Source organism: Falsiroseomonas sp. HW251, from assembly GCF_050563545.1.
Taxonomy (GTDB): Bacteria; Pseudomonadota; Alphaproteobacteria; order Acetobacterales; family Acetobacteraceae; genus Falsiroseomonas.
In genome coordinates, this window is record NZ_JBNXUM010000002.1 from 288,665 (window position 1) to 309,100 (window position 20,436).

16 protein-coding genes are annotated in these 20,436 nt (G+C 69.5%); 6 read left to right on the top strand and 10 right to left on the bottom strand.

What is annotated here, in order from left to right; translation table 11 throughout:
* Window positions 1–126: 126 nt before the first annotated feature.
* Complete coding sequence (locus ACLF3M_RS03295) at window positions 127–1,101, top strand: Bug family tripartite tricarboxylate transporter substrate binding protein (protein ID WP_430655410.1); 975 nt, start codon at window positions 127–129, stop codon at window positions 1,099–1,101.
* Window positions 1,102–1,251: 150 nt separating this feature from the next.
* On the opposite strand, the gene ACLF3M_RS03300 is transcribed toward ACLF3M_RS03295, so the two are convergent.
* Window positions 1,252–2,916 (bottom strand): DUF924 family protein, encoded by a 1,665-nt coding sequence (locus ACLF3M_RS03300; RefSeq protein ID WP_430655411.1) that lies wholly within the window; start codon window positions 2,914–2,916, stop codon window positions 1,252–1,254.
* A 108-nt stretch (window positions 2,917–3,024) separates the two neighbouring features.
* Here ACLF3M_RS03300 and mdlC point away from each other — a divergent pair, with 108 nt between their 5' ends.
* From mdlC to ACLF3M_RS03315, 3 genes are all read left to right on the top strand, one after another.
* Window positions 3,025–4,629 (top strand): benzoylformate decarboxylase, encoded by a 1,605-nt coding sequence (gene mdlC / locus ACLF3M_RS03305; protein ID WP_430655412.1) that lies wholly within the window; start codon window positions 3,025–3,027, stop codon window positions 4,627–4,629.
* A gap of 146 nt (window positions 4,630–4,775) precedes the next feature.
* The gene (locus ACLF3M_RS03310; protein ID WP_430655413.1) at window positions 4,776–7,604 is read left to right on the top strand and encodes a tandem-95 repeat protein; all 2,829 of its coding nucleotides are present in this window, start codon (window positions 4,776–4,778) and stop codon (window positions 7,602–7,604) included.
* A gap of 98 nt (window positions 7,605–7,702) precedes the next feature.
* Entirely contained in the window at window positions 7,703–9,247 is a 1,545-nt protein-coding gene (locus ACLF3M_RS03315) for an ABC transporter substrate-binding protein (RefSeq protein ID WP_430655414.1), read from the top strand.
* Window positions 9,248–9,285: 38 nt separating this feature from the next.
* Here ACLF3M_RS03315 and nikR read toward each other — a convergent pair whose 3' ends face one another.
* Window positions 9,286–9,741 carry a nickel-responsive transcriptional regulator NikR gene (gene nikR / locus ACLF3M_RS03320; RefSeq protein ID WP_430655415.1) on the bottom strand — a complete coding sequence of 152 codons (456 nt, stop codon included), beginning with the start codon at window positions 9,739–9,741 and terminating at the stop codon, window positions 9,286–9,288.
* Window positions 9,742–9,799: 58 nt separating this feature from the next.
* Window positions 9,800–11,782: a sensor histidine kinase gene (locus tag ACLF3M_RS03325; RefSeq protein ID WP_430655416.1), complete on the bottom strand. Its 1,983-nt coding sequence runs from the start codon at window positions 11,780–11,782 to the stop codon at window positions 9,800–9,802.
* Window positions 11,783–11,966: 184 nt separating this feature from the next.
* Between ACLF3M_RS03325 and ACLF3M_RS03330 the strand changes: the two genes are divergently transcribed.
* Window positions 11,967–12,386, top strand: coding sequence for a DUF2231 domain-containing protein (locus tag ACLF3M_RS03330; protein ID WP_430655417.1), 420 nt, complete (start codon window positions 11,967–11,969; stop codon window positions 12,384–12,386).
* Window positions 12,383–13,666: a PQQ-dependent sugar dehydrogenase gene (locus tag ACLF3M_RS03335; protein ID WP_430655418.1), complete on the top strand. Its 1,284-nt coding sequence runs from the start codon at window positions 12,383–12,385 to the stop codon at window positions 13,664–13,666. The genes ACLF3M_RS03330 and ACLF3M_RS03335 overlap by 4 nt, the downstream gene beginning before the upstream one ends.
* A 286-nt stretch (window positions 13,667–13,952) precedes the next feature.
* Here ACLF3M_RS03335 and ACLF3M_RS03340 read toward each other — a convergent pair whose 3' ends face one another.
* The 7 genes from ACLF3M_RS03340 to ACLF3M_RS03370 all read right to left on the bottom strand — a co-directional run bounded on the left by ACLF3M_RS03340 (window position 13,953) and on the right by ACLF3M_RS03370 (window position 20,367).
* A complete protein-coding gene (locus ACLF3M_RS03340; protein WP_430655419.1) occupies window positions 13,953–15,875 on the bottom strand; it encodes a hypothetical protein in 1,923 nt (640 codons plus the stop codon).
* Between the two features lie 139 nt (window positions 15,876–16,014).
* Complete coding sequence (locus ACLF3M_RS03345; RefSeq protein WP_430655420.1) at window positions 16,015–16,254, bottom strand: hypothetical protein; 240 nt, start codon at window positions 16,252–16,254, stop codon at window positions 16,015–16,017.
* A 176-nt stretch (window positions 16,255–16,430) separates the two neighbouring features.
* On the bottom strand, window positions 16,431–16,775 hold the full coding sequence (locus ACLF3M_RS03350; protein WP_430655421.1) for a DOPA 4,5-dioxygenase family protein: 345 nt from the start codon (window positions 16,773–16,775) through the stop codon (window positions 16,431–16,433).
* Window positions 16,776–17,027: 252 nt separating this feature from the next.
* Window positions 17,028–17,672: a TetR/AcrR family transcriptional regulator gene (locus ACLF3M_RS03355; protein ID WP_430655422.1), complete on the bottom strand. Its 645-nt coding sequence runs from the start codon at window positions 17,670–17,672 to the stop codon at window positions 17,028–17,030.
* A 165-nt stretch (window positions 17,673–17,837) separates the two neighbouring features.
* The gene (paaK, locus tag ACLF3M_RS03360; RefSeq protein WP_430655423.1) at window positions 17,838–19,151 is read right to left on the bottom strand and encodes a phenylacetate--CoA ligase PaaK; all 1,314 of its coding nucleotides are present in this window, start codon (window positions 19,149–19,151) and stop codon (window positions 17,838–17,840) included.
* Complete coding sequence (gene paaI / locus ACLF3M_RS03365; RefSeq protein WP_430655424.1) at window positions 19,148–19,579, bottom strand: hydroxyphenylacetyl-CoA thioesterase PaaI; 432 nt, start codon at window positions 19,577–19,579, stop codon at window positions 19,148–19,150. The genes paaK and paaI overlap by 4 nt, the downstream gene beginning before the upstream one ends.
* Window positions 19,576–20,367: an enoyl-CoA hydratase-related protein gene (locus tag ACLF3M_RS03370; protein ID WP_430655425.1), complete on the bottom strand. Its 792-nt coding sequence runs from the start codon at window positions 20,365–20,367 to the stop codon at window positions 19,576–19,578. The genes paaI and ACLF3M_RS03370 overlap by 4 nt, the downstream gene beginning before the upstream one ends.
* Window positions 20,368–20,436 lie beyond the last annotated feature (69 nt).

Sequence of the window (20,436 nt, forward strand, 5' to 3'; positions counted from 1 at the left end):
CGAGCACGCGGCGGCGCTGGCAAGCGCGGCGGGCGCGGCGGGCGCGATTGTCCGTTGCTGGCCGCTGCGGTCCTGCGACATCATCCGGCCTCGGCCCGTGCAGAGGCCCGTGCAGAGGAACGTCCCATGACCGGAGTTCGCTTCACCCGCCGCGCGATGCCCGGCGTCGCGGCGGCGTTCCTCTCGGCGCCGGCGCTCGCGCAGGCCTGGCCCACGCGTCCGGTCCGCATCGTCGCGCCCTTCCCGCCCGGCGGGATGGTGGACCTGCTGCCGCGCCTGGTGGCGCCGACGCTCTCCGCGCGCCTCGGCCAGCCCGTGGTGGTGGAGAACCGCGCCGGCGCGAACGGCAACATCGGCGCCGAGGTCGTCGCGAAGGCCGCACCCGACGGCTACACGCTGCTCGCGACCTCGCTCGGGCCGATCGCGACCAACCAGTTCATCTACGCGACCATGCCCTACGACACCGACACCGCCTTCGCGCCGATCGTGCTGCTGGCGCGCACGCCGAAGGTGATGTGCGTCGCCAATGCGCGGCCGTGGCGCAGCGTGCAGGACGTCATCGCCGCGGCGAAGGAAAGGCCGGGCGTGCTCTCCGCGGGATCGGCGGGCGCCGGTTCCTCGCTGCACATCGCGCTCGAGCTCTTCAAGCGCCTGACCGGCACCGACATCCAGCACGTCCCCTATCGCGGCGCGGCGCCGGCGGTGACGGACCTCGTCTCCGGCCGGATCGACCTGGTGATCGACAACCTGCCGAACATCATGGCGCAGATCGCGGGCGGCCAGGTGCGCCCCGTCGGGATGGCGACGGAGCGCCGCGTGCCGCAGCTGCCGGACCTGCCGACGATGCGCGAGCAGGGCGTGGACTTCCTGTTCGGCACCGCCTTCGGCCTGGCGGCGCCGGCGGGCACGCCCGACGCGATCGTCGCGCGCCTGGCGTCGCTCACCACCGAGGCGCTGCGCGAGCCCGCGGTGGGCGGCCGCCTGACGGAACAGGGCGCGCAGCCCGGCGGCGGCACGCCCGCCGATTTCGCGGCCCTGATCGCGCGGGAGAAGGCGACCCAGGCCCCGATCATCCGCGCCGCCAACATCCGCGCGGAATGACGGCTCACACAGGCGAGCCTTTCCGTTGGACACGGAAAGGCCCTCAGACGCCGGCGGCCCTCCGGGCCTTGGCTTCGCGGCATAGGCCGCGGGCCGCATTCGCGGCCTCGCCCGCCGAGGCGGGCGCAGGTCAACGAAGGCGCGGCGGTATCAGACCGTCCGCAGCGAGGGATCGCGGACGTAGCGGAGGTAGGAGCGCACCTTCCGCACCCCGCCCTGGGCCGCGAACATGCGCTCCGCCTCCTCGTCCGAGATGAAGGGCAGCACCACCGTGTCCTCGCCCGGCCGCCAGTTCGCGGGCGTCGCCACGCGGTGCCGCGCCGACAGTTGCAGCGCGTCGATCGCGCGCAGGATCTCGTCGAAGTTGCGGCCGATATAGGCGGGGTAGGTGATGATCAGCTCGACGCGCTTCGCCGGCGAGATGATGAAGACGCTGCGCACCGTCATCGTCTGACCCAGCGCCGTGCCGTGCCGGAAATTCGTGGCGTCCAGCATGCCGAACAGCATCGCGACGCGGCGGTCCTTGTCGGCGATGATCGGGAAGTCCACCGAGACGTGCTGCGTGTCCTCGATGTCGTGGATCCAGCGGTCGTGGTCCTCCGCTGAGTCAACGCTGAGCCCGATCACCTTCACGCCGCGCCGCTGCCATTCCGCCGACAGCCTGGCGGTCGCGCCGAATTCCGTCGTGCAGACCGGCGTGAAGTCCGCGGGGTGGGAGAACAGGACGCACCACCCCTTGCCCACGAAGTCATGGAAGCGCAGGGGGCCGAGGCTCGTCTCCGCCTCGAAGTCCGGCACGGCGTCGCCGATGCGGATGTAGCCCTGGTCGCGCAGCTGTTCCTGCGCGCGGGTGAAGATGCGGTCGGGGCCCTCGTACTTGTATTCGAAGGACCCTGCCGGCGCCTCGTCCGCATCGGGCAGCAGCGTCTGGTACTCGTGGTCGAGCAGCCGGACCGTCCGCCGCTTCACCGTGCCCGCGAAGGCGAAGCTGCCGTCGGCGCGGCGCAGCAGCGGCAGGTCGAAGCGGAAGGAGGCATTGGCCAGGAAATCCTCCTCCTCCGCCGTGCTGACCCGGCCGAGCACCTTGTTCCGGTGCGGGAAGCGGCCGAAGCGGCTGATCACCGCGACATGCCGGTGGAAGATCTCGTGGAAGAGGTTGAGCGGATCGTCCGGCGCCAGCGCCTCCATCACGCGGGCCCATTCCGTCATGCAGAGATGCTGGTCCTCCAGCGCCTCGGAATGCGTGAGCGCGAGGCAGAGGAAGACGCGCTCCAGCGGGCGCAGCCGCTCCACCATCTCGACCCTCAGGCCGCGCTTGACCAGCGCGCGGCAGCGCTCGTCGGCGGCGTACATGCGCGGCGTGTCGCGGTACATGTTGCGCGGGAACTGGTCGAGCAGGATCACCAGCGCGACCAGCAGCCGGGGATCGCGCACCGCCAGCGCCCAGTGGTCGTACTGCCCGTTCGCGGCCTGCGCGACATCGGCGCCGAAGAGATCGCCGATCTCCTGGTCGGTCTGCTCCGACTTGCCGAACCAGAGCTTCAGGCACTCCTCGATGCTCGGGCGCAGCATGTATTTCAGGATCTGCTCGGCCTTCTCCTCCTCCGCCGCCGCGACCTGCAGGCGCTCGAGCTGCAGCAGCATCCGGAGGTCGCTGCGCAGCCGGTCCATCTCGGCCCCCGCGACCGCCTCGCGGCCCTCCACGCCGGCCAGGATCACCTGCAGGCAGGCCTGGATGCGCTGCCCCACCCCCTCGGCGCTGCGCCAGGCACGGCCGGCGCGCTGCTGCGGCATCTCGAGGCTGTCCTTCCGCATTGGGAAGATGAGGCTACCCAGCGCGCCCGGCCGGAAGCAACCGCCGCGACCGCCCTTCGCCGCGGCGCCCGCGGCGTGCACACTGGGCCCCGCAGGCCGGAGGAACGCATGACCAGCGCAACGAATGTCAGGCAGGCCACGCTCGACCTGCTGCGCGGCCTCGGCATGACGACGGTCTTCGGCAATCCCGGCTCGACCGAATTGCCCTTCCTCGACCGCTGGCCCGAGGACTTCACTTATGTGCTGGGACTTCAGGAGGCGTCGGTGCTGGGCATGGCCGACGGCTACGCCCGCGCGACGGGGCGCGCGGCCTTCGTGAACCTGCATTCCGCGGCCGGCGTCGGGCATGCGCTCGGCAATCTCTTCACGGCCTGGAAGAACCAGGCGCCGCTGGTCATCACGGCGGGGCAGCAGGCGCGGTCGCTGCTGCCCAACCTGCCCTTCCTCGGCGCCACCGATGCGGCTTCCTTCCCCAGGCCCTACGTCAAGTTCGCCGTCGAGCCCGCGCGCGCCGAGGACGTGCCCGCCGCCATCGCCCAGGCGCATCGCATCGCGATGCAGCGCCCGCATGGCCCGACCTTCGTCTCGGTTCCCTCCGACGACTGGGCCGCGCCCTGCGCGCCCGTCGCGGTCCGCGCGCAGCATTCTGACCTCGCCCCCGACCCCGCGGGGATCGAGGAAGCCGCCGCGCTGATCGCCGCCGCGCGCCGGCCCGTCATCGTCTCGGGCTCGGAAGCCGATGCCGAGGGCGCCGGCCCCGCCCTGGTCGCGCTGGCCGAGCGCCTGGGCGCCCCGGTCTGGACCGCGCCCTTCGCCGCGCGCCTGGCCTTCCCCGAGGACCATCCCCTGCATGCCGGCCACCTCGTCGCCTCGCCCGAGGCGGTCTCCGCGGCCCTCTCCCCGCACGACCTCGTGCTGGCGATCGGCGCGCCGGTCTTCACCTTCCACGTCGCGGGCGACTGCGCCTTCTTCCGATCCGGCGTGAAGCTGATCCACCTGACCGCCGACGCCGAGGCCGGCGCGGCCGCGCCCGTCGGCACCACCATCCTCGGCGCGCTGCGCCACGCCATCCCCGCCCTGGCGCGCCTCGTCCCCGACCGCGGCCTGGCCCTGCCCGCCCTGCGGGAGCGCCCCGCGCCGCCCGCCGCCGCGACGCCGATCCCCGCGGGCTGGGCGCTGTCGCGCCTGCGTGCCGCGCTGCCCGACGACGCCGTGCTGGTCGAGGAAGCGCCGTCCCACCGCCCCGCCATGCACGCCCAGCTACCGATGCGCCGCTGGGGCGGGTTCCTGACGATGGCAAGCGGGGGCCTGGGCTATGGCCTGCCCGCCGCGGTCGGCGTCGCGCTTGCGAAGCCGGACACGCGCGTCTGCTGCCTGATCGGGGATGGCAGCTTCCTCTATTCGCCCCAGGCGCTCTGGACCGCGGTACAGCACCGGCTGCTTCTCGCCGTCATCCTGCTCGAGAACGGCGGCTACGGCGCGCTCCGCAGCTTCAGCCGCGTCCTGCAGATCCGCGGCGCGCCCGGCATCGACGTCCCCGGCGTGGACCATGCGGGGATGGCGCGCACGCTGGGATGCCCGTCGGTCCGCGTGACCGACCCCGCCGCCCTCGACGACGCGCTGCGCCAGGCGCTGACCGCCGACGGCCCCTTCCTGGTCGAGGTCGCGGTGGATCCCGCCATCCCGACGCTCTACGGCGGCAAGCCTGGCTAGGAACGGCAACCCGGAAGCACTTTCCTTTCCCCTCCCAAACCCCTTGAGTTGAACAAGAAGTTGACTGATGTCGTCTTTTCGGACGAAATCATCGCAAGATCAGCTGAAGTAATCGATCGGGTTCCATTGTAGGGAGGAAGCTGCGCGTGGCTGTCACCGGGTCTGCAACCGCCGGCGCCGACACCCTGGTCGGCGATGCCGCCGACGACGTCATCCGTGGCCTGAAGGGCAATGACCGTCTTCTCGGCGGTGGCGGGCGGGACACGATCTGGGGCGACGACGGCGCGGACACGATCGACGGCGGCAGTGGCACCGACACCGCCGCCTGGCTCGGCCGCTCCTCCGCCTTCCAGATCACCCAGCTCGCCAACGGCAACTGGCAGGTCAAGGACGCCTCCAGCAAGAACGGCCCGACCGACCTGCTCATCGGCGTCGAGCGCCTGCAGTTCGACGACCGCATCATCCTGCTCTCGCCCGACATCGCGCCCGTCGCGCTGGCCGACACCGCGGCGATGGTCGAGGACGGTGCGCCGGTCACCATCGACGTGCTCGCCAACGACAGCGACGGCGACCGCGACGCCCTGACGCTGTCCGCCATCATCGGCGTCGCCGGCGGTACGGCGTCCATCGTCAACGGCAGGATCGTCTTCACCGCCGCCGCGAACTTCAACGGCACGGCCACCATCACCTACGCCGTCACCGAAAGCCTCGGCACCCTGCCGGCCTACAACACCGCGGGCACGCTGGTCTCGCCGGCCACCGCGCAGGGCACCGTCACCATCGCCGTCGCCGCGGTGAACGACGCGCCCACCGCGCCGGCCACGCGCAGCGTCTCCGCCACAGAAGACACTGCCATCACCGTCGCGATCGGCGCCGCCGACCTGGACGGCGACGCGCTGGCCTATGCGACCAAGGCGACCGCGCAGCCCGCCAAGGGCGTCGTCGCCTATGCCAATGGCGGCTTCACCTACACGCCCTTCGCCAACGCCAATGGCAGCGACGCCTTCACCGTCGTCATCAGCGACGGCAAGGGCGGCACGACCGAGCAGGCCGTCACGGTCTCGATCGCCGCCGTCAACGACGCCCCCACCGCGCCCGCGACCCGCAGCGTCACGACGAACGAGGACACCGCCACCGCGCGCATTGCCATCGGCGCGTCGGACGTGGACGGCGATGCCCTGACCTATGCCACCAAGGCCGGCGCGCAGCCCACCAAGGGCACCGTCGCCTATTCGAATGGTGGCTTCACCTACACGCCCTTCGCCAACGCCAATGGCAGCGACGCCTTCACCATCGTCATCAGCGACGGCAAGGGCGGCACGACCGAGCAGCGGGTCTTCGTCGGCATCACGCCGATGAACGACGCCCCGACCGGCCAGCCCACGATCAGCGGCACCCCGAAGGTCGGCCAGACCCTGACCGTCGGCACCGCGGGCCTCACCGATGCCGACGGGCTCGGCAGCATGACCTACGCCTGGCAGGTGCAGGACGGCGCGCTCTGGACGACGATCGGCACCGGCGCGACGCACACCATCGCCGCGGCCGAGCTCGGCAAGGCGCTCCGCGTCCTCGCCTCCTACACCGATGGCGGCGGCACGGCCGAGAGCGTCGCCTCCGCCGCCACCGATCCGGTCCGCGACGGGCTGCAGGCCGTCGATTCCGTCGTGATCGCCGGCGAGCAGTACGACGGCGCCAACCCCGCCTACGCCCTCGCGCTCCAGCTCGGCAGCGCCGGCGGCTTCGGCGCTACCACCTATGTCGTGACCCAGAACCCCGAGGTCGGCGGCGGCCCGCTCGTGCCCTGGACCGACGCCTCGGGATACATCGGCGTGAACGTCGGCACCGGCCCCGCCGGCACGACCGCCGCCACCTTCGTCGCACTCGACCAGGCCGGCGACACCGCGTCCGGCACCCTCACCCTGCAGCGCGTCGCGGCCGAGCTTCCCGGCTTCTCGCTCGCCGGCGGCGCCGGCGACGACATCGTCCTGCTGCCCGGCGGCGGCGGCACGCTCTCGACCGGCGGCGGCAACGACCAGGTCTTCGCCGAGGGCATCGGCGGCGACGTCCTCCTCCTCGACAGCGGCGGCGAGTCCCTGACGCTCCGCCTGGCCGGCACGACGGGCGGGCTCGACCTGCGATCGGATGCGTCGGTCGTGCGCCTGTCTATCGATGGCATGCAGGGCGCGCTCAGCGTCTCCGGTGCCGCGGTGATCGGCTATTCCGAGATCTCCTTCGTCACCGGCGACCTCCGGCTGTCCAAGGTGCAGTCGGTCTACGCCGACCGCATCGACGGCCTCGCCTGGATGACGCTCGTGCAGGGCGGGACGGCCACGGTCGACTACGTCTCCGGCAATGTCTGGCTGACGGGCACGGGCGGCTACAAATCCGCGGCGCACGTCGCAGGCTCCGCCGTTCTCGAGGGCGGCGGCACGCTGACGGTGCAGGACGTCGGCCTCACCGCCTCGCTGATGGGCGCCGGCGGCGACGACCTGTTGCGCGCGGACCGCGTGGCGGGCGGCGCCTGGCTCGATGGGGGCGCCGGCAACGACCTCCTGCAGGGCGGCGGCGCCGCCGCGGCGAGCGGCGGCATCAACAGCTTCGAGGGCTTCGTCCTCCGCAGCGGCCAGGTCACCTTCGACGTCATCGCCGGCTTCGACGGCGTCGCCGGCGGCAGCGGCGACCAGATCGTCATGGTGGGCTACGGCCAGGGCAGCGTCGTGCTGGAGGCCACAGCGACCGAGCAGATCTACACGACGATCGTCTACGACCCCCGCACCCGCACCGAGACCTACGGCCCGATGGTCGACTACGTCTCCCAGAAGGTCTGGCGGATCGTCGGCACCGACGATCGCTTCATCACCAACTCCAACACCTGGATGACCAGCGATCAGGACGCCGCGACCGGCGTCTGGACCCGGACCTGGCACGTGGACAGCGACAACTTCGATCCGCTGGCCGACATGCTGTGGTACTGACGGGCGGCCCCGCCTCTCGGTAAGACGAAACGCGGTTCACGTCATACCGGTCCCACCTTATCCTCATCCTCGCCGATCGTGACGGCCGGGCGGGGATGATGGATTTATCGAGACGGCGCCTGCTCGGCGGTGCCATCGCCCTGCCGGCGCCCGCCATGGCGCAGGCGCGTGCGCAGGCCGATGTGGTGCGGGTGGCGGTCCTGGCGCCGCGCGGCGTCGGGTCGCCCGACCCCCACCGGGCGACGGCCCATCCCGACCGGATGCTGGCGTCCTGGGTGCACGGGGCGCTGGTGCGGTTCCGGCCGGGCACGACCAGCCCCGCCACGATCGAGCCCGACCTCGCCGAGGCCTGGGAGCATTCGCCGGACCGCCGCACCTGGCATTTCCGCCTGCGCGAGGGCGTCGCCTTCCACCGGGGCTTCGGGCCGGTGACGGCGGAGGATGTCGCGTTCAGCCTGCGCAGGGCCGCCGATCCCGCGATCTCCGCCCATGCCGGCGACCTTGCCACGCTCGAGGAGGTCGCCGCCCTCGATGCCCGGACGGTGCGGGTCGTCTGGCGCGCCGCGCCGCCCGTGCCGCTCGGGCCGCTCGCCAACTACGCCGGCGGCTTCATCCTCTCGCACCGGGCGATGGAGGCCGGCGGCGCCGAGGCCGCGACGGTCGGCTTCGGCCCCTTTGCGGTGGCGGAGCACCAAGCCGGGCAGTCGATGCGCCTGGTCGCGCATGCCGGCTATTTCCGCGGCCCGCCGAAGCTCGCCGGGATCGCCTATCGCTTCGTCGCCTCGCCCGCGACGGCGGACCTGGCCTTCCAGGCCAACGAGGTGGATGTGGTCGAGGGCCAGGCCGACGGCGCCTGGATCGCGCGGCAGCGGGCCGGCGGCGCCGTGGTGGATGTGATCGAGCCCGCGGAGCTGTCGCAGCTGCACCTGAACGTCACGCGCGCGCCGCTGGACGATCCCCGGGTGCGGCGCGCGGTGGCGCTGGCGGTGAACCGCGCGGAGCTCGCGCGCTGGCGCGGCGACCTCGCCCGCGCGGCGGGGGGCGTGGTGCCCTCCGGCGCGCTCGGCTTCGCGGGGGATGCCGCGCTGCCCGGCCCGGACCCCGAGGCGGCGCGGCGGCTGCTGGCGGAGGCCGGCCACCCCAACGGCATCACGCTGCGCACCGTCCATACCTCCAATGCCGGGATGCTCGGCGCCATCCAGGTGGTGCAGGCGCAGCTGCGGCGGGCGGGGATCACGCTCGACATCGAGGTGGTGGACCACCTGACCTGGCACGCGATGATCCGGCAGGACCTCAGCCCCGTCGTGCACTACGCCGCGGCGCGCTTCCCCGTGGCGGACGCGACGCTGACGCCGTTCTTCCATTCCCGCGGCATCGTCGGCGCGCCGGGCGCCGCGACCAACTTCTCGCATTGCGCGGTGGCGGATGCGGAGATCGACGCCGCGCGCGCCGAGCCCGAGGAGGCCGCGCAGGCCCGGCTCTGGGCCGAGGCGCAGCGGAAGATCCTGGCCGCGGGCTGCGCGGTGCCGCTGGTGGAATCCATGGCCGTCTGGGCGCGGCGGCCGGGCTTCGACTACGGCTTCGCCTTCCGGGGCGCGATGGCGACGGGGCCGCTGATCACGGAGCAGGCGCGCTTCGGCTGACGGCCGGTGCCGTCTCGCGTTTGAACGCGGGCCGCAGGTCAGGCCATGGGCTCGGCGGTATGACCTCGATCGTGCCGATGTGCCCCGCCGGGCGCCGGCATCAGGTTGAGCCGGCCGAGGCGGACGCCGCGCTCGGCGATCAGCGCCTCGGCGAAGGGGCGGACCTCGCGCGCGGGGCCGCGCAGCAGCGCGACCTCCACGCAGTGATGCGCGTCGAGATGCGCGTGCAGGGTGGCGACGCCGATCTCGTGATGGGCGTGCTGCGTGTCCAGCAGGCGCCGGCCGAGCTCGCGTTCATCGTGGTCGTAGGCGAAGGACACGACCGCCACGCAATCGCCCGGCGGGTCGCCGGCCTCCTCCGCGGCGCGGGCCAGGCCGCCATGGATCAGGTCGCGCATCGCCTCCGACCGGTTGGCGTAGCCGCGGCGCGCCATGAAGGCGTCGAGCGCCCCGGCCGTGTCGTCGTCGAGGGTGACGGTGACGCGCTGCGTCATGCCTCTGCTCCGAAGCGGATGGACATCGTCGCGCCGTCCTCCGTCGCCCGGCGCGCGGTCAAGGCCGGCCGAGGCAGGACGCCGGCACGCCGAGGCGCACGGACAGGCCCTCCATGTCCCAGGCGAACTCGACGGAACCGCCGACCTGGGCGAGCACGCGCGACATCATCCGCGTGCCGAAGCCCGGCGCCAGCGGCGGCTGCACGGGCGGGCCGTGCCGTTCCGTCCAGCGGATCTCGAGCCCCGTCGGAGACGCGTCCCAGCTCAGCACGACCCGCCCATCGGCCGAGGACAGCGCGCCGTATTTCACGGAGTTGGTGGCGAGCTCGTGCAGCACCATCGCCAGCGACTGCACGGCATGGGCGCGCAGCGCCACCTCCTCGCCGTCGAGCTCGACGGCAGCGCCGAAGGACGACAGCTCCGCCTCGGCAAGCTCGCGCAGGGTCGAGCCGGTCCAGCGGTTGCGCGCCAGAAGGTCGTGCGCCTTGGCCAGCGAGAGCACGCGCCCGAGCAGCGCCGCACGGAGCGTCTCCGCATCGCCGGCGCGGGTCATCGTGACCATGGCCTGCACGACCGCCAGCAGGTTCTTGGCGCGGTGGTCCACCTCGCGCGCCAGCAGAAGACGCTCCTGCTCGTCGCGCCGCGCCTCGGTCTCGTCCACCAGCACGCCGATCGTGCGGCCGTCCTCCAGGATACGCCCGATGCTTTCGAACCAGCGGACCTCGCCATCGTCCTGGCGGACCAGGCGGTAGTTCAGCCGGAGCACCCCGTCGGGATGCGCCTCAGCGAGGCGCCACTGCTCCCGCACCGCCTCGATGTCCTCGGGGTGGACCGCGTCCCACCACATGCGCGGCGTCGCCCGTCCATCCGGATCCCGCGGATAGCCCAGCATGTCGAAATGCTGCGGCGACCATGTCGCGATCCCCGTGCGCAGGTCGGCCTCCCAGGTCGCCAGGCCGGACTGCGCGAGGGCGATGCCGAGATGCGCTTCCTGGTCCTGCATCCGCTGCCGCGTGCGGCTCCATTGCAGGTCCCACAGCAGGATCGCCGTCACCGCGACCCCGAGCGCGATGGCGCCGCCGGCCACCAGCAGCGCGCGCGTGTGCCGCCATTCCGCCTCGATGGCAGCGGCGGGGGCGCCGACGCTGGCCCGGAAGGCCGGGACGGACAGCGGCGTCGTGAAGGCCGCGATCACCGGCGTGCTGTCGAGCGAGGTCAGGCGCACCAGGCCGGAGGCTTCGCCGCTGGCGGCCAGCTGGAAGTCGGGCCCGGCCTCGGATCCGATGTGGCGTTCGGGAATGCGCGCGACGACGCGGAACCGGCCGTCCACCACCGACGCCACGGCATCCCGCGGCAGCGCCTGGGCGGCCAGCAGGGCCTGGACGTGCCGGGTCAGCAGGGCGACGGTGACCGCGGCCACCGCCCGGTCGCCGCGCAGGACGGGCACGGCGACGATGAAGCCGCAATCCCCGCCGAAGCAGAACATGTCGCTCGCCACGGGCCGGCGCTCCTCCGCGGCCCCGCGGATCGCCAAAGCGACTTCCGGCGTGACGACGGGCTCGGCGAGGCGCTGCAGGGGTGCGCGGGCGCTGGCGATGCGGATCGGGACCGGGCCGTCCAGCCGCCAGACGCTGGCGAACTCGCCCATGCCCGGGGCGAAGTCCCGCAGCCGCTGGAGCAGGACCTGCATGTCCTCGGCCGGCACGTCCGGGAAGCGGTCGAAGGCAGGCGTCATGGCGAGGAGCTCGGCGCCGCGGATGCGCACCCGGATCTCGGCGTCCAGCGCGCTGGCGATCGTGCGCGCCACCTCGAGCAGCCGCCACTCGACCTCGGCCCGGCGGCCCTGGTCGGCCTTCATGGCGGCATAGCCGCCGAACAGCACGAGCGGCAGCAGCGCGATGGCCAGCACCGCGCCGAGCCGCGCCGACACGCGCGGGCGCCACGACGCCGTCCACGGCACCGGGGCCGAGGACGACGGACGCACCGGCCTGGCCGCCCCGCCTGGGCTCGTCGCCCCGGCGGGGCGGACACCGGAACTCATCAGGGGATCCCCAGGCACTGCCAGATCGGGACCTTATGGCATGTCACCTGCGCGCGCGCGTCCGCAATCCGGACCGGGAAGGTTCCGCCTTCGACGGCCGGCGACGCCATGCCCGGCGGCAGGGCCTGGCAACCCGCGCCCCCTCCGCCCCGTTCGGCAGGCATCCCGCGGGACGAGAGGCCTGATGTCCGCCACAACCCTGCACGCGCCCGCCCGCCCGTTGCACCCGCTGCACGCGATGCTGCTGGCCTTCCCGCTGCCGCTCTTCCTCGGCGCCTTCCTCGCCGACCTCGCGTATTGGCGGAGCTTCGAGGTCCAGTGGGCGAACTTCGCATCCTGGATGATCGCCGGCGCGCTGCTGGTCGGTGGCTTCGCCGTGCTCTGGGCGCTGGTGGACGCCATCCGCCGCCGCACCGGCCGCGCCGTTCTCTACCTCGCGACCCTCGCCGCGATGTGGCTGCTCGGCCTGGTCAACGCCTTCGTCCACGGCAAGGACGCCTGGGCCATCATGCCGGAGGCGCTCTGGCTTTCCGGCCTGGTCTCGCTTCTCGCCATCGTCGCCTTCTGGCTCGCCCATGCCCGCCGGGCCGGAGACGCCGCATGAACCGCCGCACCCTTCTCCTCGCCTCCGCAGCCGGGCTTGCCGCCTGCGACGAGAACCCGGGTTCCGAGCCGCGGGGCGCCTCCCCCACCCTGCCCGAGCCGCATCGCGGCCTGCTGCCCGACATGACCATCCCCCGCCCCACCGCCTGGGGCGAGGACCTGCCGACCGTCCCGCAGGGCTACCGCATCCAGGCCATCGCGCCAGACCTGCGCATCCCGCGCCAGACGCTGGTCCTGCCGAACGGCGACATCCTGGTCGCCGAGGGCACCGGCGGCGGCGAATCCCCCCTCCGCCCCAAGGACTTCATCGCGGGCTGGATCAAGGCGCTGGGCAAGACGACGGTGCGCGGCGGCAACCGCATCACGCTGCTGCGCGACGCCGACGGCGATGGCACCTACGAGACGCGGTCCATCTTCGCCGAGGGCCTGAACGCCCCCTATGGCCTGGCCTTCGCCAATGGCGCGCTCTACGTCGCCAACCAGGACAGCCTGGTCCGCTTCGATTACGCCGAGGGCCAGACAAGCGCCGCCGGCCCGCCGCGCCTGGTCACCGACCTGCCCTCCGCCGTGAACCACCACTGGACGAAGTCGCTGGCGGCGAGCCCGGACGGGCGGACGCTCTATGTCGGCATCGGCTCCAACAGCAACATCACGGAGCGCGGCATGGAGGTGGAGGTCGACCGCGCCATGATCTGGGCGATCGACGCCCGCACCGGCGCGCACCGCCCCTATGCCACCGGCATCCGCAACCCGACCGCGCTGGCCATCCGCCCCGGCACCGACGAGCTCTGGTGCGTCGCGAACGAGCGCGACGAGATCGGCCCGAACCTGGTGCCGGACTACCTCACCCGCGTGCGCGAGGGCGCCTTCTATGGCTGGCCGTACAGCTATTGGGGCCAGAACCTGGACGAGCGCGTGCGCCCGCAGAACCCTGGCTTGGTCGCGGCCGCGATCGCGCCGGACTATGCGCTGGGCGCGCATGTCGCGGCGCTGGGCGTCGCGTTTTCGAATGCGGCGATGGGCGAGACCTTCGCCGAGGGCGTCTTCGTCGGCGAGCACGGCAGCTGGAACCGCCGCGAGCCCGTGGGCTACCGCGTGGTCTTCGTCCCCTTCCGCGACGGCAAGCCGGTGGGCGAGCCCGTGGATGTCGTCACGGGCTTCCTGACCGGCGCGCGGAGTACGCGCGGGCGGCCGGTGGGGGTGACGGTGGACCGGAAGGGGGCGCTGCTGGTGGCGGATGACGTGTCGAATGCGGTGTGGCGGGTGACTAGGGTGGGGTGAGGGTGCCGAAGCGGTCATTTAGTGCCGCAGCAGCCCGGCTGACCGGACTGCTGCGTGATCGGCCCGGCAGCCCCTTCTACTCCCCCGTAGACGTTATCGACCGCGGGGCAGCACAGGCTACGACTGGAAACGGTCGTGCTACGAAAAGGCGGCTACGCCGCGCGGCAGAAGCCGCGTCCTGCAGATCCGTTGCTCGCACGTGCTCGACGTACCGGGCGTTCGGTATTGAGGCTGCCTCCGGTGATAGAGCATGCGCCGCGGAGGCCGCGAGCCAACCAGATTCTTGTCATGTGCAGTTCTTGGCAGCCTCACGCACAGCAGACTCTGGGTCCCAATTCGCTTCGGTGGCATTTATTGGCCTATACAAGCTTCCATTGGTACGAATCCATGAGGTTAGCTCATTAGCTCTTTGGCAGATTGGTATGACACCCGGGGCACGCGCACCGAGGCCATATAGTGCGATGAATAGTTCGGGATTTCGCGCGAGGGAAAGCACACTATCGCCATCCCTTGTCAATTGATTAAGGGGCGGCTGATATTCTAACAAAACTCTTATCTTATTAAAATCGCCCTGCTGTACTGCATAATGCAGAGGCGCCCATCCACGGCCATCAAGTGAATTTATGGGAATACGACGCACTATCGCTCTCACCAATCGATCAAAATCCTCGAGTTCAATTCGAAACATCACGTTGCTCTCATTTGAAATTCTGGACCAACGGCTATCTATCGCATACGCCCATAGCGATCTTCCATTGCGATCATTAGTGCGCAAATTAACACCATTTCTGTCTAAATAATATAAAAGTTCTGGATTATTTCTTTCGGCCGCAATGTGCGCCAACCCGACATCTTGCGCGTCAACGAGGTGAAGAGGAAAGCCGAAGCGCTCTCTGAGAAGTCTCGCCGGCCTTTCATTTCGGAATAACGTATCCACCAGCAATGCGTATTGTCTCTCAGATGAAAATCGACGAAGTCCGTAGAATTCTCCAAGACAATCTATAGTTTCAACGCCACCAAATGGTAATATCGCGGAAAATACACTTGCGACCGACGCATCTAATTTCATCTGAACGGACTCCAGAAATCTAAATTGACTACGCAAATCAGAAAATCTTCTCCTCGTTCTTAAGTATTCCTGACACAATGCGTGAATAGTATTTTCGAACTGTATTTCTTCCTGCCTTGTCCTTCCGATAAAGCCTGACTCAAAACTTTTTGTTGTCAGATTAATTATTTCGTCTCTTGCGTCTACTGATGACCTCAAGGGTGAAAAGCCCGCTCGCACCAAATTTGGTATCAGATCAAATCTATAGGCTTGTGCCGCCTGCACCAGTATTGGTGACTCGCCTATTATTGTTCCAGTATCATTTGCAAGTCCTGCAGATGCAATGATGTCAATTTGATTCGGCGTTGCGTATTTTGCCGCATATGACCAGACGGCGAACGAGATCGCTGAGTTGCGACGCAACTTTTCCAGTACATCGCGTAGCAGCCGTTCATTCCTCGTCGAAATCGCGCGGTTGATAGTCCAAAATCCCGGCTCGACCCCCCGATCTAGCAACAGCCGGACCACTCCCTCCGCCTGTGCGGACACCGCAAAGTCTAGGAGTGAAAGCGGGATTCCCGCACCCGGACTCGACGCTGCGCGGCCCGCAATATCCCTAACGTCTTCCCTACCGGCATCAATGCGCTGGCGAAATGAAGCCGATCCAGGAACCGATAAGATTATGGCTTGGGCAACTTCCTCCTCATTTGACTGCAATGCGCCAACAATCAAGGGCTCAAACACCTCTTGTCGAATTCTCTCGAAGTTTGCACGTTTCTCAATTATTTGCAGGGCTCTAGCACTGTTATTTGGAGTCGAGCGTACAATTGAATTCTCTTCTTTGATTAGTTCATAGGAAATTCGCGCATCAATGTATGCTGCTATCCGGCGTACGAGATCAATTCGATTTAATTGCATGGTTGAAAAGAGTATGTCTCTCTGCTTTGCAACGTCGGAAACGGAGAGCGTTCCGATTTGCGAGGATGTTTCTTTGTAGGTATCGAGCGGTTCTCGGCGTTCTTGAGCAATTCTCGTCATCTGCCACCCCCCAATGCCAAGCAATAGCGGTGTGACAACAGCACTGACTTTTGCAACGTTGTCTAACGTTACAATGCGTGCTGATTTTTTCATTCCGGAGCGGTAGGCTTTTGCGAATTTCATCTTGTGCCTGACGTCATCAAGGGCTTACAAGCGAATGAAGCTAACCCAAACCAGTTTACGCCTGCAACACGCTTGAGCGGTTCCTTGGCAGCGACATCCAACGCACTGCGCAGGACGATATAGCTCAGATCGTGAATGTTTATTTGTCTCGTTCCTTCCCCTCCACGATCTTCAACGCCTCCACCAGCACCGCCCGCGTGATCCCCTGCTTCCCCCAGGCCTGCTCGGCCTCCTCCAGCGTCAGGTACGACGACCGCCGGATCACCAGATCCTGCTTGACAATCTCCGCCTCGACGTAGGATGGTTTGCCTATCGCTACCCATACGTCCTTCGGCAGCGTCACCTGCCGCTGCGGCGAAACCTTCAGCACCCTCGGCATGACCAGCCACTCCCTGTCCAAGCCGGCAGAAGCACCGGCTTTAGGGATAAAATGCTAAAAGACTAAAGTCCTAAAAGCAAGCGAATTCAGCGGGCTGGGGGCAACTACGTGGATGATCGGATTCAGACCTACGGGCCTGCGGCCCTCCGGTCATCCGATCAAGCGTCTTGCCGGACTCAGTCCGGCAAGGCGCTCGCATCCAACGGCAACACCTCCCCCATCCACAGCGCGTGGTGCAGATGGTCCGCCTTCTGCCTGCCCGTCTCGGGATGCACCAGCACCGCCAGCCCCGCCCGGTTCAGCGCGACATACGGCACCAGCGTCGGGAACAGCTCGGGCGGGAAGGCCACCTGGTACATCGCCTGCGGATGCGGCCCCACCTTCACATCGTGCCAGCGGCCGAGCACCGCGGCGGGGAAGTGCTGCGCAATCCCCTCCCGCAGCGCCGCCGCGACCTCCTTCGTCGCGGCGGGGTCGTAGTAGATATGGGCGTGCCACCCGGTGATCGGCAGGTCGGGCATGGCGGCGTTCCCCTTGGTCGGCACGCCAGCCTAGCGCCCGATCCGCGAAGGCGGAACGCCGAAGCGGCGAACCGGCCGCCCGGAACGCTCAGGGACCGTTCGGGACTACCGGCGGCCGAGGATCCGCCGGGGATCCGTCGTCACGGCCAGGCGCCGGGCACCGCCCCGCTGATTGCATCGGCAAGCCTGGCCACGACGCCGGGGCGGAGCCGACCCGCGGCGCCGACCCGCCCGGTGTTCCCAGGCGGTCTCTCAGCGCGCGTCTTCCGGCAGCCGGACCCTCGGCTTCAGGCGCCCGCGGAACGCCTCGGTGACGCCCGGCGTGCCGGACGCGATCATCGCCGCGACCACCGTCGCGTAATCCTCCCGCGACAGCGCCGCGCCCTCGCGGTGCCAGAGGTAGTGCCAGTTCAGCATGGCGAAGAAGCTCATCGTCAGCGGCTTCAGCAGCGCCTCGGGCGTGCCGGGATGCAGCTCCGCGATGATGCCGGCCGCGGCCTGCACCATCTCGCGCTCCATCGCCTTCAGCGTGGCCTGGCGCTCGGGCGACAGCAGCGACAGGCAGGCGATCTGCACGCGGTGCACGGCGTCCGCGTCCTGGTAGGCCTCCAGCAGCATGCGCGCGAAGGATTCCAGCTGCTCGCGCGGCGCCATGTCGAGGTTCGGCGCGATGCGCGCGATGTCCACCAGCCGCCGGAGGTGATGCTCCAGCACCTCGAACAGCATGGCTTCCTTGTCGGGCCAGTAGTGATAGGCCAGCGTCTTCGACACGCCGGCCGCCTTGGCGATCATCGCCTGGCTCGCGCGGTCATAGCCGTGCTTCGCAAATTGCTCGGCCGCGTGCATCAGGATGGTGAACCGCCTCTGGTCGTGGTCGGCGGCGCGGGTCCGGGCCATCAGCGAAGCTCCAGGCGGCCCGAGCAGCGGGCCGAGCGCGCGAATGCGCGCCGCGGCAAGTGCGTCACGCCGGAGGCGTGCCTTCGGCACGACGAAGCCAAGCCGCCGGAGGCCGCGCGTCGTGCGAAGAGCACGCCCCCGGCGTGACGCGTCTGAGGGCTCATGCTAAAGCTTCCTCTTGTCCACGACACGACGCGCCTTGCCGAGGCTGCGCTCGATCGCGCCGGGATCGCGCACCTCGATCGCGGCACTCACGCCGATCATCGCCTTGACGTGGTGCGAGAGCGTCCTCGCCGCCGCCGCGCGCTCGGCCTCGCTCGCGCCGGGCTCGCACTCCACGGCGATGGTCATGGCATCCATCGGGCCTTCGCGCGTGAGGATCAGCTGGTAGTGCGGCGCCAGGTTCGGGACGCGCAGGATCTGCTCCTCCACCTGGCTCGGGAAGACGTTGACGCCGCGCAGGATGATCATGTCGTCGCTGCGGCCGGTGATCTTCTGCATCCGCCGCATCGCCGGCCGCGCGGTGCCGGGCAGCAGCCGCGTCAGGTCCCGCGTGCGGTAGCGGATGATCGGCATCGCCTCCTTGGTCAGGCTCGTGAAGACCAGCTCGCCGGGCTCGCCTTCCGGCACGGGCTCGCCGGTCGCGGGGTCGATGACCTCGGGGTAGAAATGGTCCTCCCAGATATGCGGGCCGTCCTTGGTCTCGACGCACTCATTGGCGACGCCGGGGCCGATCACCTCGGACAGGCCGTAGATGTCGACGGCGTGGATGTCGAAGGCCTCCTCGATCTGCGCGCGCATCGCCTCGGTCCAGGGCTCGGCGCCGAAGATGCCGATGCGAAGGCTGGTGGAACGCGGGTCGATGCCCTGCTTCCGGAACTCGTCGAGCAGGGCGAGCATGTAGCTCGGCGTCACCATGATGATCTCGGGCCTGAAGTCGGTGATGAGCTGGACCTGGCGTTCCGACATGCCGCCCGACATCGGGATGACGGTGCAGCCCAGCGCCTCCGCCCCGTAATGCGCGCCGAGGCCGCCGGTGAAGAGGCCGTAGCCATAGGCGACATGCACCATCATCCCGGGCCGGCCGCCGGAGGCGCGGATCGACCGCGCGACGACCGCGGCCCAGGTCTCGATGTCCTTCCTCGTGTAGCCCACGACGGTCGGCTTGCCCGTGGTGCCCGACGACGCATGGATGCGGGCCACCTTCTCGCGCGGCACGGCGAACATGCCGAAGGGATAGTTGTCGCGAAGATCCGCCTTGGTCGTGAAGGGGAACTTCGCGAGGTCCGGCAGGTCGCGGAAATCGAGCGGCGTGAGGCCGGCGGCGTCGAAGGCGCGGCGGTAATGCGGGACCTTGGCATAGGCATGCGCCAGCGTCTCGGCCAGCCGCTCGCGCTGCAGCGCCCGCAGCTGCGGCAGGGACAGGCGCTCGGCGTCGTCGAGCAGATCGGCCGGCGGCGGGTCGCCGAGGCGGGTCATGGCGTGACCTCCACGAGATGGCCTTCGATGGTCCGCGACAGGCCGCGGAACACGGCGACGACGCGGCCTTCCTGGTCGAGGACGGTGACGTCGGTGATGCCGCTGCGGCCGGCGGATTGCGTCTGCACCGCGCGCGCGGTCAGCCTGTCGTGCAGCCGCGCGGGACGGAGATAGGTGATCGTGTTGGACTGCGCGACGGCGCGCCGGTTGAAGCTGTTGCAGGCGAAGGCGAAGGCGGAGTCCGCGAGGGCGAAGATGAAGCCGCCATGCGCGATGCCATGCCCGTTCACCATGCGCTGCTCGATTGTCATGGTCAGCTCGGCCTCGCCCGGCGCGACGCGCGCGATCCTCATGCCGAGCCCGGCGGAGGCGTGGTCGTCGGCCCACATCGCCTCCGCGCAGGCCTCGGCCAGGGCTTGCGGTGTCATTCCGGCGCGCCCTCGAAGCGCGGCGCGCGCTTCTGCGCGAAGGCGTTCACGCCCTCGGCGTAGTCATGGCTGCGGCCGAGCTGGAGCTGCACCTTCGCCTCGAGATCGAGCTGCGCGTCGAGCGAATTGCCCTCCGACGCATCGAGGATCCGCTTCGTCTCCGCCAACGCCTTCGCCGGCAGCCGCGCGAGGCGCGCGCACAGCGCCTCCGCCTCCTCCATCAGCTTGTCCTCGGGCACCGCGCGCCACACCGCCCCCATCGCCGCGGCTTCGCTGCCGGTGATGGTATCCCCGAGCATCGCCAAGGCTCGCGCCCGCGCCGGCCCCACCAGCCGCGGCAGCGTCCAGGTCGCCCCGGAATCCGGCACCAAGCCGATCTTGATGAACGCCTGCGAGAACTTCGCGGTCTCTGCCGCCAGGGTGATGTCGCACGCGAACGCCACCGACGCGCCCGCGCCCGCGGCCACGCCATGTACCGCGCAAACCACCGGCTTCGGCAGCGCTCGGATCGCGCGGATCAACCTGTTCCACCCGCGCTCGATCACGCCCGCCAGGTCCGCCTCCGGCCCCGTCAGCCCCGGCTCCGCCAGGTCCTGCCCCGCGCAGAACCCCCGCCCCGCGCCGGTCAGCAGCACCGCGCGGCAGGCCGGATCGAAGGCCGCTTCCTCCAGCGCCTTGAACAGCGCCTGGTGCAGGCCGGCATCGAAGGCGTTCAGCTTCTGCGGCCGGTTCAGCGTCAGCTTCCGGTAGCCTGGCCTCGGCTCGACCAGCAGCGGCGATTCGGACATCCGCATCCTCCCCTCGAACTGGTATACGATTTTCGTGTATTGACTGAGCGTTCAGTCAATCTATTCTCG